14 protein-coding genes and 1 pseudogene are annotated in these 16295 nt (G+C 68.4%); 14 read left to right on the forward strand and 1 reads right to left on the reverse strand.

Annotation, left to right across the window (positions count from 1 at the left end; translation table 11 throughout):
- Positions 1-1755, forward strand: a complete 1755-nt coding sequence (locus BVI061214_RS05505) for a glycoside hydrolase family 13 protein (RefSeq protein ID WP_053767577.1) — start codon at positions 1-3, stop codon at positions 1753-1755.
- Here BVI061214_RS05505 and BVI061214_RS05510 read toward each other — a convergent pair.
- Complete coding sequence (locus BVI061214_RS05510; protein ID WP_053767578.1) at positions 1731-2267, reverse strand: HNH endonuclease; 537 nt, start codon at positions 2265-2267, stop codon at positions 1731-1733. The genes BVI061214_RS05505 and BVI061214_RS05510 overlap by 25 nt on opposite strands.
- Positions 2268-2339: 72 nt before the next feature.
- Here BVI061214_RS05510 and BVI061214_RS05515 point away from each other — a divergent pair, with 72 nt between their 5' ends.
- The 13 genes and pseudogenes from BVI061214_RS05515 (at position 2340) to BVI061214_RS05575 (ending at position 16292) form a co-directional block, all read left to right on the forward strand.
- Positions 2340-3683: a tetratricopeptide repeat protein gene (locus BVI061214_RS05515; RefSeq protein WP_156303227.1), complete on the forward strand. Its 1344-nt coding sequence runs from the start codon at positions 2340-2342 to the stop codon at positions 3681-3683.
- Between the two features lies 1 nt (position 3684).
- The gene (locus tag BVI061214_RS05520) at positions 3685-4476 is read left to right on the forward strand and encodes an SPOR domain-containing protein (protein ID WP_053767579.1); all 792 of its coding nucleotides are present in this window, start codon (positions 3685-3687) and stop codon (positions 4474-4476) included.
- Positions 4473-5108, forward strand: coding sequence for a redox-sensing transcriptional repressor Rex (locus BVI061214_RS05525; RefSeq protein ID WP_053767580.1), 636 nt, complete (start codon positions 4473-4475; stop codon positions 5106-5108). Before BVI061214_RS05520 ends, BVI061214_RS05525 begins: the two co-directional genes overlap by 4 nt.
- 11 nt (positions 5109-5119) lie before the next feature.
- Positions 5120-5626 (forward strand): hypothetical protein, encoded by a 507-nt coding sequence (locus BVI061214_RS05530; protein WP_082333160.1) that lies wholly within the window; start codon positions 5120-5122, stop codon positions 5624-5626.
- A 160-nt stretch (positions 5627-5786) separates the two neighbouring features.
- On the forward strand, positions 5787-7190 hold the full coding sequence (locus BVI061214_RS12525; protein WP_248841729.1) for an Ig-like domain-containing protein: 1404 nt from the start codon (positions 5787-5789) through the stop codon (positions 7188-7190).
- 57 nt (positions 7191-7247) lie between these two features.
- Entirely contained in the window at positions 7248-8195 is a 948-nt protein-coding gene (locus BVI061214_RS05540; RefSeq protein ID WP_053767583.1) for a polyprenyl synthetase family protein, read from the forward strand.
- Positions 8196-8219: 24 nt separating this feature from the next.
- Complete coding sequence (locus BVI061214_RS05545; RefSeq protein WP_003043976.1) at positions 8220-9479, forward strand: Glu/Leu/Phe/Val family dehydrogenase; 1260 nt, start codon at positions 8220-8222, stop codon at positions 9477-9479.
- Positions 9480-9488: 9 nt separating this feature from the next.
- Positions 9489-10763 (forward strand): Glu/Leu/Phe/Val family dehydrogenase, encoded by a 1275-nt coding sequence (locus BVI061214_RS05550; protein ID WP_053767584.1) that lies wholly within the window; start codon positions 9489-9491, stop codon positions 10761-10763.
- A 3-nt stretch (positions 10764-10766) separates the two neighbouring features.
- A complete protein-coding gene (locus BVI061214_RS05555; protein WP_053767585.1) occupies positions 10767-11297 on the forward strand; it encodes a GNAT family N-acetyltransferase in 531 nt (176 codons plus the stop codon).
- Positions 11272-12162 carry a 2-hydroxyacid dehydrogenase gene (locus BVI061214_RS05560; RefSeq protein ID WP_053767586.1) on the forward strand — a complete coding sequence of 297 codons (891 nt, stop codon included), beginning with the start codon at positions 11272-11274 and terminating at the stop codon, positions 12160-12162. Before BVI061214_RS05555 ends, BVI061214_RS05560 begins: the two co-directional genes overlap by 26 nt.
- A pseudogene (locus BVI061214_RS05565) lies at positions 12162-12381 on the forward strand (hypothetical protein); the annotation flags it as partial. The gene BVI061214_RS05560 and the pseudogene BVI061214_RS05565, both read left to right, overlap by 1 nt.
- A gap of 63 nt (positions 12382-12444) precedes the next feature.
- On the forward strand, positions 12445-13467 hold the full coding sequence (locus tag BVI061214_RS05570) for a 1,9-bis(guanidino)-5-aza-nonane synthase (protein WP_053768594.1): 1023 nt from the start codon (positions 12445-12447) through the stop codon (positions 13465-13467).
- A 68-nt stretch (positions 13468-13535) separates the two neighbouring features.
- Positions 13536-16292 carry a tetratricopeptide repeat protein gene (locus BVI061214_RS05575; RefSeq protein ID WP_053767587.1) on the forward strand — a complete coding sequence of 919 codons (2757 nt, stop codon included), beginning with the start codon at positions 13536-13538 and terminating at the stop codon, positions 16290-16292.
- The last annotated feature ends 3 nt before the right edge of the window (positions 16293-16295 follow it).

Below are 16295 nucleotides of genomic sequence, written 5' to 3' on the forward strand. Positions count from 1 at the left end.
ATGAAGCGCTTCCACCTCGCCCTGGCCCTATTCCTGGGCCTAGCCCTGGCCCAGACCCACGACCCTTTGGACCCCGCCCAGTTCTCCGCCCTGCCCGAGGGGTATTCTGTGCGCCTTCTCGCTGGGGCGGAGGAGGTGCGGGAGGCGGCGCTCCTCCAGGGGGGAAGGGTCTTTCCCATGGCCCGCCAGCTGGCCTTCTCCGGCAAGGAGGTGTGGCGGGGCCTTTTGCCGGAGCTTGGCCCCTACGAGATCCGCCTGAAGACGAAGGCGGGGGAGAAGCGCCTGGGCCCCTACCGCCCTCCCGCCCGCCCCTTCCGCGCCCTGGCCTGGGTGGGGGTGAGGGGCGGGTACCAGGTCTTCCCCGACCGCTTCCAAAACGGCGACCCCGGGAACGACGCCCTGGCCCTTTTGGACGACGAGTACAACTTCAACCAGGTCTGGCAGGAGAAGGGGGGCCCCAGGCCCTACCTCGCCCGCTGGCAGGACCCCCCGGGCCCCATGCACTGCTGCCACCAGTACTACGGGGGGGACCTGGCGGGGCTTGAGGAGCGGCTTCCCTACCTGAAGGAGCTGGGGGTGGGCCTCCTCTACCTGAACCCCATCTTCCGCTCGGGGAGCGCCCACGGCTACGACACCCACGACTACCTGCAGGTGGCCCCCCGCCTGGGGGACGAGGCCCTTCTGCGCCGGGTCCTGGACCGGGCCCACGCCCTGGGGATCCGGGTCCTCTTTGACTTTGTGCCCAACCACACGGGCCTGGGCTTCTTCGCCTTCCAGGACGTGGTGAAGCGGGGCCGGGCCTCGCCCTACTGGAACTGGTACTTCGTCAAGCGCTACCCCTTCAAGCCGGGGGACGCCGGCGCCTACGAGGCCTGGTGGGGGGTGGGGAGCCTACCCAAGCTCAACACCGCCAATCCCGAGGTGCGGGCCTACCTCCTCTCCGTGGCGGAGCGCTGGGTGCGCTTCGGTTTTGACGGCATCCGGGTGGACGTGCCCGAGGACCTCCTCGAGGCCAAGGCCTTCTTCCGCGAGCTGAAGGCCAGGGTGCGGGCCATCAACCCCGAGGCCTACCTGGTGGGGGAGATCTGGCGGCGGGCCCCGGACTGGGTGGGGGAGGAGGCCTTTGACAGCCTTATGAACTACGCCCTCGGCCGGGACATCGTCCTCCGCTACGCCCAGGGCCTCCACCCCGCCCTCTTCGGCGGGCCTAGGGCCCTCACCCTCCTTTCCGAGGCCTACGCCCTCTACCCCGAGGCCGCCTCGGCCATGGGCTTCAACCTCATCAGCTCCCACGACACCTCCCGCCTCCTTTCCGACCTGGGCGGGGACGCGGCCAAAGCCCGCCTGGCCTGGGCCCTCCTCTTCGGCCTTCCCGGGACCCCGGTGGTCTTCCAGGGGGAGGAGTGCGCCCTTTTGGGAGCGAAGGACCCCGATGACCTCCAGCGGCGGCCCATTCCCTGGGGGACTTGCGATTCCGGGATGCGGGGCTTTTTCCAGGGCCTTTACCGCCTCAAGGCGGAGGAGCCCGCCCTGAAGGGGCCCTTCGCCACCTATCTGGCCGAAGGGGGGCTCCTGTCCTTTTTCCGGGGGGAAGGGGAGGGGAGGCTTCTCCTCGCCTTCAACAACCAGAAGGCCCCCGCCTCTTTACCCCTGCCCCAGGGGGCCTGGCGGGACCTCTTTTCCGGACAGGTCTACGAGGGGCAGGCGGAGGTCAAGCCCCTGGGCTTCCTTTACCTCAAGAAAGCTTCCAGATAGGGCCTCCAGGCCTCGGGGATCTCCTTGAGGTCCGAGAGGAAGAGGGGAAGGCGGGGGGGCCTGGGGGGCTTGAGGAGGCGCATGCCCGCCTCCTCGGGAGTGCGGTCCCCCTTCTTGAGGTTGCAGGCCCGGCAGGCGGCCACCAGGTTCTCCCAGGTGCTCCTGCCCCCCCGGCTTTTGGGGAGGACGTGGTCCACGGTGAGTTCGCCCCCCTGGCGGCCGCAGTACTGGCAGGTGTAGCGGTCCCGCCTGAGGACGTTGCGGCGGTTCAGGGGAACGCGGGCAGGCCCCCGCCTGACCAGGCGCTTCAGCCGGATGACGCTGGGGACGGGGATTCTGGTGGAGGGGGTGTGGAGGAAGCGCCCGCTTTCCGCAAGCATCTCCGCGCCCCCCGAGAGGACCAGAAGCACGCTTCGCTTCACGCTGGCCAGGCCCAAAACCTCGTAGGCCGCGTTCAAGACCAGGACCCGCGGGGCATCTAGGTTTAGGGGCTTTTCCTCGGCTGGCCCCACGCTTTCAGGATAGCAAAGGACCTCCCCTGGAGCTGTGCTATGCTGTAACCAAAGACGGGTTTGGAGGCCCCTATGATGAGACCCCCACTGAAGTTCCTGCCCCTACTCCTGGGCTTGGCCCTGGCCGCCCCTTCCCTGGAGAAGGCGGAGGCCCTTCTGAAGGCCGGGGATTACGAGAAGGCCGCCTTGGCCTACGAGGAGGTTCTGGCCCGGGACTACGGCCTCTTTGAGGCCCACCTGGGCCTGGGGGTGGTCCTCTTTCGGGCGGGGCGCCTCGAGGAGGCCCGCTTCGCCTTTGATCAGATGACCCGGGTCTTCCCCGACCGCTACGAGGGCCACTTCAACCTGGGCCAGGTCTACCTGCGCCTGGGCAAGCCCGCCGAGGCGGTGGAGGCCTTCCAGAAGGCGGTTTCCTTAAGGCCCACGGAGGAGGCCTACCTGGGCCTGGCGGCCGCCCTTACCCAGGCGGGAAGGGCCAAGGAGGCGGCCGAAGCCCTGAAGAAGGGTTTTACTAGCGAGCGAAGCCCCGCCTACCGCCTGGCCCTAGCCCAGGCCCTCTACGCCGCTGGCAGCCGGGCCGAGGCGGTCCCTGTCCTCTACGGCCTTCTGAACCAGGACCCCAAGCGGGCCGAGGCCTGGGAGCTCCTGGCCCGCATCCTGGCGGAGGAGGGCCTGAAGGAAAGGGCCCTGCGGGAGCTGGACCGGGGTCTAGCCCAGGTGGAGGGCAAGCCCAGGGCCAGGCTTCTTCTCCGCAAGGCCCTTCTTTCCCAAAACCCCGAGCCCCTCCTCAAGGAGGCCTATGCCCTGGACCCCGCCCTCTGGGAGGCGGCCTTCCTCTTGGGCCAGGCCAGGCTCCGGGCGGGGGACGCCCGGGGAGCCCTGCCCCACCTCCTGGCCGCCTACCGGGCGAGCCCCGAGCCCGAGGTGGCCCTGGCCCTGGCCGCCGCCTACCTGAAGCTTGGGGACCACAAGAACGCCTACCGCTACGCCGGCGAGGCCGGTCCCCCGGGAACCTTCCTCCAGGCCCAGGCCGCCTACGCCCTGGGCAAAAAGGAGGAGGCCCTAAAGCTTTTGGAGGGGAATGAAACCCCTGAGGCCCAGGCCCTTCGGGGGAGCATCCTCTTGGAGCTGGGCTGGGCGGAGGAGGCCGTGGCCCTCCTCCGGCCCCTCTACGAGGCGGGGCGGGACCCCAGGGTGGGGAGCAACCTGGCCGCCGGGCTTGTGGCCCTGAAGCGGTACGGCGAGGCCGAGCTGGTCCTGCGGGAGGTTCTGGCCCGCCTTCCTAGGGAAGCCTCCGCCTGGTACAACCTGGGCCTGGCCCTAAAGGCCCTGGGCCGGGACGGGGAGGCGGAGCGGGCCCTTAGGCAGGCCGCCGCCCTGGGCTCCAAGGAGGCCCAGGGCCTTCTTGGGAGGTAGGATGCGCTGGTTACGGGAGAACTGGCTGGACGCCCTCATCTTTCTCCTGATCGCTCTGGTGGCGGCGGGGATCGTCCTCTACCTGACCGGCATCAACCCCTTCGCCCGGCCCCAGGCGGCCTCGCCCCCCCCGGTTCCCCAGGTCCAGCCCCCTTCGTCCCAGGCCCCGGCGTCCCCAAGCCCGGCCCCGGAGGAGGCCAAGCCCCCTGAGCCCGTGGTGATGGTGATACCCCTGCCCCAGGCCCCCTCGGAAGCGGTGCCCCAGCCCGCCCCGGCGGCCAAGCCAAAGGCGGCCCAGGAGGCCAAGCCCAAGCCCGCCGAGCCCACCCAGGCCCCGCCCAAGGCGCCAGCGCCGGGGGGAAGCTACCGCGTGGCCGTGGGCGCCTTCGCCAACCCGGAAAACGCCCTCAAGCTTTCCCGGGAGCTTTCGGCCAAAGGGTACCCGGCCCGCCTCGAGGCCAGCGGGAACCTGACCCGGGTGGTGGTGGGCCCCTACGCCAGCGAGGCCGAGGCCAGGCGGGTGGCCGAGGCACTAAAGGCCTACGGGGCCCGGGTCTACCGGGGGGAGGCCCCGGCGCCCCAGGAGGGGAGGCTTTACCTCCAGGTGGGGGCCTTCCAGAAGGAGGAGAACGCCCTGGCCCTGGCGGGGAAGCTGAAGGAGGTGGGGCTTCCTGTGGTCCTGGTGAAGGACGGGGTCTACCGGGTGCGGGTGGGCCCGGTCTCCCCCGAGGAAAAGGAAGCCGTGAAGGCCAAGGTAGCCGCCCTGGGCCTCGAGGCCGTGGAGGTGCCATGAAGGTTCCCAGCGCCGCCATCAGCCGCCTCATCACCTACCTGCGCATCCTGGAGGAGCTGGAGGCCAAGGGCATCCACCGCACCAGCTCGGAGCAGTTGGCGGAGGAGGCCCAGGTGACCGCCTTCCAGGTGCGCAAGGACCTCTCCTACTTCGGCTCCTACGGCACCCGGGGGGTGGGGTACACCGTGCCCGTCCTCAAGCGGGAACTGCGCCACATCCTGGGCCTGAACCGCAGGTGGGGCCTCGCCATCGTGGGCATGGGCCGCCTGGGGAGCGCCCTCGCCGACTACCCCGGCTTTGGCGAGACCTTTGAGCTTCGGGGCTTCTTTGACGTGGACCCGGAGAAGATCGGCAAGCCCGTGGGAAGGGGGGTCATTGAGCCCATGGAGGCCCTCCCCCAGAGGGTCCCGGGCCGGATAGAGATCGCCCTCCTCACCGTCCCCCGGGAGGCGGCCCAGGAGGCGGCGGACCAGCTGGTGCGGGCGGGGATCAAGGGCATCCTCAACTTCGCTCCGGTGGTCCTCGAGGTGCCCAAAGAGGTAGCGGTGGAGAACGTGGACTTCCTGGCTGGACTTACCCGGCTGGCTTTCTTTATACTGAACCCCAAGTGGGGAGAGGAGATGATGGGATGAGGGGGTGGTATATGTACAAGCTTTGGTTCAGTGCACTTGTTCTTCTGGTGTTTTTGGTTGGATGTGGGCAGATCTTTTTTAACCCAGAGCCTTACCGCGTCAGCCTGAACCCCCCGCAGCTGGGCTACGAGGTAGATGACCAGGGGCGGATAACCGTCGTGGGGAACAACGCTGTGGTGGAGGTGGCCCCCGGCGCTCCCGAGGGGGTGTTGGAGCGCTACGAGTATGTATACATGGACGACAGCGGGAATGAAGTACTGCCGGGGGCTTCCCTAGGGAGTGGCTCGGTGGGCCTTCCTTTCCCCTCAGGTCGGGAGGTGGTGGACGGGCAGGTGGTGTTCAAGTGGGCCCGGTCTGAGCCTTTCCGCTTCTCCCTGGATGGCTCTGTGGCTGCCGAGCATTTGCGCCAGGGAGCTCCTCTCAACTGGCGTGCTCGGGTTACCTGGTATGCCCGGCTCACAAACGGGGAAGAGAAATCCTGGACCCAGGAATATCAGATCAAGTTCCCCTTAAAATGAGAGGGAGGGCGGGATGTTGAAATGGCTACGGTGGGGGTTGTTGTTGGGCCTTTTAGGGCTTCTTTTCGGCTGCAACTGGCAAGGAGCCCAGTCTTCGGACACAAGTTCTCGCGTGTCTTTAGGGATCAGCCGTCCCGCGCAGGGTGTCTTCACTAATGACTTGAGTGTTGAGGTCAGAGTCTCGGCCACGGGGGCTACCGTAACCCAGGTTACCTTGGTATATAGGGGAGAAACTAGCGGTTCTTTCCTCCTTACTTCCCAGCGCGGCGTTTGGGTTGGACAGCTGCCCGACACGCTGCCCTCAGGCCAATACGCCCTGAAAGCCGAAGCCAGGTTGCAGGGAGGTGGGGCGGCGATTAGTAGCTCAGAAGTTACCTTCACCTTGGACCGTGAACCTCCTGAAATATCCATACTAGAGCCTCCTCCGTCCCCTCTAGCTCATGGTTCAGCTTCTATACGCATAAGGGCAAGCGATAGATTATCTGGAATTCAAGAGGTTTTTCTACAGCAAGGAAACGATGTAGTTGCGAGGGGGACCCTCCTTGAGGCTGATGAGTATAGGCTAACCCTGGATGTCGGCACCTTGCGGGAGGGGGTTCCTTTTTCTGTGGTTGCCAAGGACCGGGCCGGGAATGAAAGGCGCGAGCCCTTAAACCTCGTAGTGGACCGGCAGGCGCCCACGGTGGTGTGGCGGCGGCCGGCGGACGGGGCGCAGGTGTCGGGCACGGTGACGTTGGAGGTGGAGGCCACGGACAACGTGGGCGTGGCGAAGGTGGAGTTCTTCGCTGGGTCCACGAAGCTTGGGGAGGCCACCTCGGCGCCCTACACCTTTAGCTGGGACACCACGGGGTATCCCGACGGCCCGGTGACCCTGAAGGCCCGGGCGGTGGACGCGGCGGGGAACGCCGCGGAGGCCACCTTGCAGGTGACGGTGGCCAATGCCCCGGAGATTTACTGGGTGAACCCGGCAGCGAATGGGCTGGTGGCAGGTTTTGTTCTCCTTGAGGCGGAAGTGCGGGCTCTTCGGAGTGTGGATAGGGTAGAGTTCTACTTCGGGTCTAGCCTGGATAGCCTTAGTAAGATACCGGGCACGCCTACTGTTAGCGGTTCGCTCTATAGCTTGGGGTGGGATGTTCTTCGGGTTACCCCTGGGGTTTACTTCCTGAAGGCCGTGGTGATTGATGTGGCCGGGGCACGGAGTGAGGCGGTGATCCCGGTACAGGTGGGTTCGGCTTTTGTCCTGGACAGTCCTTCCGACGGGGACCAGGTGGGCCCCGGCGCAAACCGCGCTATCGTAGCGGTAACGGTTGGCGTGAGGGGGACCTTGCCTCCTGGGGTTTCCATAAACCGGGTAGACATCTACATCAATGGCTATTTGGCGGGGACTGCGGCAAGGCAAACAGCGACCGACGGCTCTGAGGTCTATGTGTTTTCCTGGGATACGCGAATTTCTTTACCTGGGCATGATCCCACTGCTTCTGGGGATAGGGTAATCACGGCGCGGGTGTACTACACGGGTGAAGATACGTTCACGAATGGCGTAAGGGTTCTGTACTTGCCTTAGCAAAGGCTTGTAGTGGGGCCCCGAGAGTATCGGGGCCCCTGGCCTTATACTCAGGGGGTGGTCAAGCCCCTGCCCCTCGAGGCCAAGCTCGCCGCCTTTGAAGAGGCCCTTTCGGAGCTGGTGCGCTCGGAGGTCCTCTTCGTTCGGCTCATCCACCAGGACCTGGTGACCGCTGGGGGAAAGCGCATCCGCCCAAGGCTCGTCTTCCTGGCCTCGGGGGCCGTTGGGGGTGCCCCCTTTGAGCTGGAGCTGGCCCTGGCGGTGGAGCTCCTCCACTCCGCCACCCTCCTCCACGACGACCTCATTGACGAGGCGGAGCTCAGGCGGGGGAAGGAGGCCGCCTACCGCCGCTACGGCAACGCGGTGAGCGTTCTCTCCGGGGACTTTCTCCTCTCCCGACTCCTCCACGTGGTGGCCAAAACGGGAAGCCTGGAGCTAGTGGAGGCCTTCGCCGAGACGGCCCGGGTTCTGGCCGAGGGGGAGGTCCTGCAGTTCCAGGTGGCCGCCCTGGAGGACTACTCCCTGGAAAACTACGAAAGAATCATCACCGCCAAGACCGCCGCCCTCATGGCCCTGGCCACGGAGGGCCCCGCCCTGCTGAAGGGCCTTAAGGGGCCGTGGCGGGAGGCCCTCAGGCGCTTCGGCCTCCTCTACGGCCAGGCCTTCCAGATGCGGGACGACTACCTGGACCTCATGGGAAGCCCCGAGGCCTTGGGCAAGCCCGTGGGCGGGGACGTGCGGGAGGGCAAGGCCACCCTCCTCACCCTCCTCCTCATGGAGCGCTTCCCCGAGGTGAGGGCCATCCTCAAAAGGCGGGGCGGGGAGGCGGGGGATCTGGAGCGGCTCAGGGCCTTAGCCCGGGAAAGCGGGGTGGCGGAGGAGGTGGAGGCCCGGATCCGGGAGCGAGCCCTTCTGGCGGCGGAGGCCCTGGACCCCCTTCCCGACTCCCCCTACAAGGAGGCCCTGAGGGACCTGGCCCTGGCCGAAGGGAAGAGGCTCGCCTAGGGGTATAATCCCCTCGGTGAGAGCATGGCCATCCCCGCGTACCGCCCCCCAGACGACCCTGGCCTTTGGGACGCCTTCCTGGAGCGTTTGGAGAAAACCCTGAAGGTGGCGAAGATCCACCCCACCACGGTGGAGTATCTGGCCCACCCCAAGAGGCTGGTCACCGTGTCCCTGCCCGTGGTCATGGACGACGGCAAGGTGCGGGTCTTCCAGGGCTACCGGGTGGTCCACGACATCGCCCGGGGGCCCGCCAAAGGGGGGGTGCGCCTCCACCCCTCGGTCACCCTGGGGCAGACGGCGGGCCTGGCCGCCTGGATGACCCTGAAGGCGGCCGTCTACGACCTGCCCTTTGGGGGCGCGGCGGGCGGGGTGGCCGTGGACCCCAAGGCCCTTTCCAAGCGGGAGCTGGAGCGGCTGGTGCGGCGCTACACCGCCGAGCTCGTCAACCTGATCGGCCCCGACATGGACATCCTGGGCCCCGATGTGGGCACGGACCAACAGACCATGGCCTGGATCATGGACACCTACTCCATGACCGTGGGCTCCACGGTGCCCGGGGTGGTCACGGGGAAGCCCCACGCCCTGGGGGGCACCGAGGGCCGGGACGACGCCGCCGGGTACGGGGTGGCCCGGGTCCTCCTGGAGCTGGCGGGGAGGCGGGGCCTTCCCCTCGAGGGGGCCCGGGTGGCCGTGCAGGGCTTCGGCCAGGTGGGGGGCACCTTCGCCCTGCACGCCGCCGCCTTGGGGCTCAAGGTGGTGGCGGTCTCCACCTCCCGGGGGGCCATGTACCAGGAGGAGGGCCTTCCCGTGGAGGCGGTGCTCCGCCACTACGAGGCCACGGGGGAGCTTCCCCGCTACGACCTCGCCGCCGAGGAGCTCTTCGCCCTACCCGTGGACTACCTGGTCCTGGCGGCCCTCGAGGGGGGCCTGGACGGGGAGGGGGCCAAGGCGGTCCAGGCCCGGGCGGTCCTGGAGGCCGCCAACTTCGGCCTCACCCCCGAGGCGGAGGCCTACCTCCTGGGCAAAGGCGTTCTGGTGGTCCCCGACCTCCTCACCGGGGGCGGGGGGCTTTTGGCAGGCTATCTGGAATGGGTGCAGGACCTCAACATGTTCTTCTGGAGCGAGGAGGAGGTGCGGCAACGCTTCGCCAAGAGCGTGGCCAAGGCGGTGGCCGAGGTGTGCGCCAGGGCGGAGGCCCTTGGGGGCGACCTGCGCACCGGGGCCCTGGCCCTGGCCCTGGAGAGGCTCAACGAGGCCACCCGGCTTCGCGGCGTGTACCCCTAAGGAGCGCGTATGAAGAGCGAACCCCTTTCCTACCTGGGCAAGGACGGCGGACCCTGGGAGATCTTCACGGAGCAGGTGGACCGGGTCATCCCCTACCTGGGGCGGCTCGCCCCCTTGGCGGAGAGCCTCAAGCGGCCCAAACGCATCCTGATCGTGGACGTGCCCATCCACCTGGACGACGGCACCGTGGCCCACTTTGAGGGTTACCGGGTGCACCACAACACCGCCCGGGGGCCGGCCAAGGGCGGGGTGCGCTACCATCCCGAGGTGACTCTCTCCGAGGTCATGGCCCTGGCCGCCTGGATGACCATAAAAAACGCCGCCGTGGGCCTGCCCTATGGCGGGGGCAAGGGCGGCATCCGGGTTGACCCCAAGAAGCTCTCTAGCCACGAGCTGGAGCGCCTCACCCGCCGCTACACCTCGGAGATCGGCATCCTGCTGGGGCCCGACCGGGACATCCCCGCTCCCGACGTGAACACCGGAGAGCGGGAGATGGCCTGGATGATGGACACCTTCTCCATGAACGTGGGCCGCACCGTCCCCGGGGTGGTGACGGGGAAGCCCATCGCCCTGGGGGGCTCTTTGGGCCGAAGGGACGCCACGGGGCGGGGAGTCTTCGTGACCGCCGCCGCGGCCGCCGCCAAGATCGGCCTTCCCGTGGAGGGGAGCCGGGTCATCCTCCAAGGCTTCGGCAACGTGGGGAGCGCCGCCGCCCGCGCCTTCCACGACCACGGGGCCAGGGTCATCGCCGTACAGGACCACACGGGCACCATTTACAACGAGGCGGGCATTGACCCCTACGACCTGGCCCGCTACGTGGCCGAGATGGGGGGCGTGCGGGGCTACCCCAAGGCGGAGCCCCTGCCTAACCCCGAGTTCTGGGCCCTCCCCACCGAGTTCCTCATCCCCGCCGCTTTGGAGAAGCAGATCACCGAGCACAACGCCTGGCGCATCCAGGCCCGCATCGTGGCCGAGGGGGCCAACGGCCCCACCACCCCCGCCGCCGACGACATCCTCCAGGAGAAGGGGGTCCTGGTGGTGCCGGACGTGATCGCCAACGCCGGGGGCGTGACCGTGAGCTACTTTGAGTGGGTCCAGGACTTCAACTCCTACTTCTGGACCGAGGAGGAGATCAACGCCCGCCTGGAGAGGGTCCTTAGGAACGCCTTTGAGGCGGTGTGGCAGGTGGCGGAGGAGAAGAAGATCTCCCTGCGCACCGCCGCCTACGTGGTGGCGGCCACCCGGGTCCTCGAGGCCCGGGCCCTCCGGGGGCTTTACCCTTAGGGTGTGGACTGGCCCCGCTATGGCCGCGTGGTCCTGAAGCCCTTCTCCTCGGGGCTCACCGAGGAGGAGTGGAAGGGGCTTTACGAGACCTTCCGCGACCCCGAGGTCGCCGAGTGGAACGGCTCAAGCCCCCTGCGCACCCCCTTTTGGCTCTTCAAGCGCTTCGTCCTGGCCGAGACCAAACGCAAGGACCGCTTGGCCTTTATCGTTTTGGACGAGAAGGGGGAGTACCTGGGAACGGTGGAGCTTTACGACATCCTCCCCGGGGAGCAGGCCACCTTGGGCATCCTGATCGGCCGCAAGGACCGCTGGGGGCAGGGCTACGGCACCGAGGCGGTGCGGGCCCTCTTGGCCTACGCCTTTGGCCCCCTGGGCCTCAAGCGGGTGAGGCTCCGCACCTTCGCCCACAACCTGAGGGCCAGGCGGGCCTTTAAGAAGGCGGGCTTCCGGGAGGTGGGCCTGGGCCCCGGGCCCAAGGGAAAGGAGGACGTGTACATGGAGGTGCGCCGTGAGGATTTTGGCCCCGAGGCTTAGGGAAGAGGTCTTCGCCCTCCTGCCCGAGGGGGTGGAGGTGCGCCCTTTGGACGAGCCCTGGCCCAAGGCGGTGGACTTCTTCATCCCCCCCTTTGGCCAGGAGGCGCAGGTGCGAAAGGTCCTTTCGGAGGTGGAGGTCCGCGTGGTCCAGACCCTCTCCGCCGGGGTGGACTGGATCCTGCCCCTCATCCCCGAAGGGGTGGTCCTGGCGGACGGCTCCGGCATCCACGACGCCCCGGTGGCCGAGTGGGTGGTGATGGCCCTCCTGGCCCTCCTCAAGGACCTGCCGGGCTTTCTGAAGGCCCAGGAGGAGGCCCGCTGGGCCCCTAGGCGGCTCGCCGACCTGGAGGGCAAGGCGGTTCTCCTCCTGGGCTACGGCTCCATTGGGCGGGCGGTGGAGGCAAGGCTTAGGCCCTTTGGGGTGGAGGTCCTGCCCGTGGCCAAGCACCCCAGGCCCGGGGTCTACACCCGGGAGGACCTGCCCCACCTCCTGCCCCGGGCAGACGCCGTGGTCCTCCTCCTTCCCCTCACCCCCGAGACCAAGGGGATCGTGGACCGGGACTTCCTCCTGGCCATGAAGGAGGGGGCGCTCCTCCTGAACGCCGGGCGGGGTGGGCTGGTGGACGCGGAGGCCCTCCTCGAGGCCCTGAAGGCGGGCCGCATCCGGGCCGCCTTGGACGTGACCGAGCCCGAGCCCCTGCCCGAGGACCACCCCCTCTGGCGGGCCCCGGGCCTCCTCCTCACCCCCCACGTGGCTGGGCTTTCCGAGGGGTTTCACCGCCGGGCGGCCCGCTTCCTTTCGGAGCAGGTAAGGCGGTACCTGCGGGGGGAGCCCCTTCTCAACGTGGTGCGGGAGGGGTACTGATGGTGGTGATCCTCCACGGGGACCTGAGGCGGTTTGGGGAACGCCTCGAGGTGGAGGCCAAAACCCCCAGGGAGGCCCTGGGGAAGCTCGGCATCCCCCTGGAGGAGGCCTGGCTTCTCGCCGTAGGCGACCGGGTGGTGGACCTGGACGAGGAGGTGGAAGGCCCCCTGGAGGTCTACCCCCCCATAGCCGGCGGGTGGTATACTGGGGGTCCTGCCTAAAGGCAGGGGGCGCCAAAGGGGGGGAGCCGCCCTACGCCCACCCCGCGTAGAAAGGAGAACGATGCAGAAGAAGGACCTCCTCTCTACGCCCGTGGTCCCCATTGACATCAAGGCCTTTGACGCCGGGCCCATCCTGGAGGCCATGGGCAGGACCGCCTTCCAGGCCAGGAACCTCTACCGGGCGGCGGAGATCTACCTGAAGATGCTGGAGGACGACGCCGCCGTCATCCTCACCCTGGCGGGGAGCCTGGTTTCCGCCGGGCAGGGCCTCATCATCCACGACCTCATCCGTAAGGGCCTGGTGGACGCCATCGTGGCCACGGGGGCCAACATCGTGGACCAGGACTTCTTTGAGGCCCTGGGCCACCGCCACTACCAGGGGGACCCCAAGGCCGACGACGAGACCCTTAGGCGGCTTTGGATTGACCGCATCTACGACACCTACATTGACGAGGAAGAGCTTCGCCACACCGACTACACCATCGCCGAGATCGCCGACGCCCTCCCGCCCCGCCCCTACTCCAGTCGGGAGTTCATCTGGCACATGGGCCGCTACCTAGCCGAAAGGGGCCTGGGGGAGAGGAGCATCGTCCGGGCCGCCTACGAGGAGGGGGTGCCCATCTTCGTCCCCGCCTTCTCCGACTCCTCGGCGGGCTTTGGGCTGGTCTACCACCAGGTCAAGCGCCCCGAGGCCCACGTCACCATAGACTCCGTGGCCGACTTCCGCGAGCTCACGGAGATCAAGCTGAAGGCGGGGACCACGGGCCTGGTGATGCTGGGGGGCGGGGTGCCCAAGAACTTCGCCCAGGACATCGTGGTGGCCGCCGAGGTGCTGGGCCATCAGGTGGAGATGCACAAGTACGCCATCCAGATCACCGTGGCCGATGAGCGGGACGGGGGGCTTTCCGGTTCCACCCTCTCCGAGGCCCAGAGCTGGGGCAAGGTGGACGCCGCCCTCTCCCAGATGGTCTTCGCCGAGGCCACCCTGGCCTTCCCCCTCCTGGCCTCCTACGTGTGGCACCGGGCCCCTATGAGGGCCAAGCGCCGCTACGCCGACCTCTTCCGGGCGGAAGTGCCCGCTTAAGCACCCCGCCGCGGCAAGTTTTGGGGGCGGCTTTACCGCCCCCCTTTCTTTTGGTAGACTCCTGGCAAATGCCCGACGAGCTAAAGGCCTACCTGAAGGAGCGCTTTGGCGTTTCCGCCGCCCTTTCCCCCGGGCGGTTTGAAGCCGAGGTGGCCAAAAGGGTGGGGAGCCCCGTCAAGCGGGAGCCCCTCCTCAGAGCCTGGCGGGCCTACCTCTCAGGCGGGGGGAGGGAGGCGGTGCGAAGTTTCTACCGGGAGGTGCTGAAGGTCCCCAAGGGGGAGGCCCTGGTCTACGGCATGCACCTCCCCTTCCTGGAGTTTTACGCCAGGGAGGTGCCGGGGAGGCTGGAGGGGGAGGTCCTCGAGGTGGGGGCCTTCACCGGGGCTTTGGTGGGGTACCTGAAGCTAAAGCGCCCGGAGCTCGCCTTCCACGCCCTGGACGGGGTGGAAGAGGCGGTGGAGGCCGGCAGGAAGCGGGTGCCGGAGGTTACTTGGCACCTGGGCTGGGCGGAGGAGGCGGAGCTAGCGCCCTTTGATACCCTCCTCCTCCTCTCCGTCTTTCCCGAGGGCCTGGTGGACCAGGAGCTGGAGAGCCGCCTGCCCCCCGAGGCCTTCTGGAAGCGCTTCTCCTTTTTTGCGCGCCTGCCCCAGTTCGTGCGCTTCTTAAGGCCGGGGGGGCTTCTCGTCTACGGCCACGGCCCCTTTTTGGGGAAGAGCCCGGAAGGGGTGGAGGAGGGGCTGAGGCGCCTGGGCTTTTGGCAGGTGGAGCGGGTGGGGGAGGGGGAGTACGTCCTGGTCCTGGCCCGCAAGCCCGAGGTCCTGGAGGAGGCCTTCCTGGAAGAGGAGGCCTTGGAGGAGCTCTTCGCCGAGCCTATGCCCGTCATGGCTCGGGGGCTGGACCTGGAGGAGGTCCGGGCCCTCCTGGAAGAGGGAGCCTACAAGGAGGTCCTGGCCCGGGTCCCCGAGGAGGCCGAAGGGGAGGCCGCCTACCTGCGGGGGCGGGCCCTTTACGCTCTCTCTCGCTACGCCGAGGCGGAGGAGGCCCTGAAGCGGGCCTTTTCCGAGGAGGCTGAGGACCTGAGGGCCTTGGTCCTGGTGGAGCTCGGGGAGTACGAGCGGGCCAAGCGCCGCCTCGAGGGCCTGGCCCCCCGGGGCGGGCGGTACCGCCTGGCCCTGGGGCGGGTCTACCTGGCGGAGGGGCGGTACGCCGATGCCCTCAGGCAGTTCGTGGAATCCGGGCTTCCCGAGGCCGAGGTCTACGCCAGGGAGGCCCTGGAGCGCATCGCCGAGCGGATGCGCCGCTTCGCCCGGGAGGGAGAGTGGGCGGAGGTGAGCCGCCGGGCGGAGTTTGTGGAGGATCTCTCCCCAGGCCTCCTCACCCGGGAGATGCTCCGGCTTGGGCTTAAGGCGGCTCTCCTCCAGGGGCTTTTCGCCCGGGCCGAGCGGTACGCCAGAAGGCTCGCCGACCTGGGCGAAGCCGAGGGCTTCTTGGGCCTGGCCCTGGCCGGGCTTCGGCTGCGCTCCCCCCTGGAGCACCGGGGCGAGGACCTGAAGGCGGTGGAGCCCTACCTGACCGAGGCCCTGGCCCGGGAGGAGATCCCCGAAGCCCTTCTCCTCCTGGGCATCCTACGCCGCCGGGAGGGGCGGCTTCACGAGGCCCTGCGCCTTTTGGAGCGGGCGAGCCGCCACGGGGAGGGGGAGGTGGCGGGCCTGGCCTTCCACCACCTGGCGGAGGTGAAGCGGGCCCTCAGGCGCCCCCTCAAGGAGGTCCTGGGGGACCACAAGCGGGCCCACGCCCTCAAGGCCTACCCCGCCCCCTACCTCTTCCGCCTGGCCCAGGAGGCCCTAAAGGGCGGGGAGGAGGTGCTGGCCCGGGAACTCCTCTCCCGGGCCCGGGACGCGGGGCTGGAGGAGGTGGCCGAGGCGGACCTTAGGGGGCTTCTTGCCCTCCTGGAGCGCCTCGAGGGGCCCTTTGCTGCCTTCAGCGTGCTCTACCAGGCCCTGGCCCGCACGCCGAGTCCCCCTTTGGAGCTTCTGGCCCTGGCCTACCGCCTCTCCCGCGCCTTCCCGGAAAGCCCCGAGGCGGAGGCGGTGCGGGGCCAGTACCTGGCGGCCCTCTACGGGGCGGGCCGGGTGGAGGAGGCGGAAAAGGTTCTCCTGGCCGAGCACCAGGAGCGCCCCCAGGCCCTGGAGGTCCTCTTTGACCTGGCGGAGCACCACGAGGCCAAAGGGGAGTGGAAGAAGGCGGCGGAGTACTGGCAGAAGGCCCTGGAGGTGGCCCTCTACCGGGAGAAGGACCTGGCCCAGGCCCGAGAGATCCTGAAGAACCTCCTCTTCCTGCGGCCTGGCGACGAGAGCCTTTCCCTCTACCTGGAGGAGCTTAGGGAGGTGAGCCAGGCCCTAAAGGCCCTTGGGGAGGAGGCCCCCCAGGTTCCCGGGAAGGAGGCCCTCGTGGAGGAGGCTTTGCCCCGCTTCCACGGGGAGCACCTGGTGGTGGTGGGGGGGCACACCCAGCTCCGGAGCCGCCTCACCCCCCTCTTGGAGGCCCGGGGCCTCAAGGTGGACTGGTACGATGCCGACACCGCTGGGGTAGGGAAGGAGGCCTTACGGCGCATCCTGGGCCGCCTGGAGAAGGCCCACGGCCTCATGATCGTCTCCAGCTACGTGGGCCACGACCTCTCGGAGCCGGTGCGCCTCGAGGCGGAGCGCCTGGGGGTTCCCGTCCACGTCATCCCCGGGCGGGCCCGGGGGAGCACGGGCTTCTTGAGGGCCCTCAAGGCCTTCGCCCCGGAGATCTTCAAGAAGGCCCTCAAGGGGGTACAGTGAGGC

It is taken from the genome of Thermus aquaticus (genome assembly GCF_001280255.1).
Classification (GTDB): Bacteria; Deinococcota; Deinococci; order Deinococcales; family Thermaceae; genus Thermus; species Thermus aquaticus.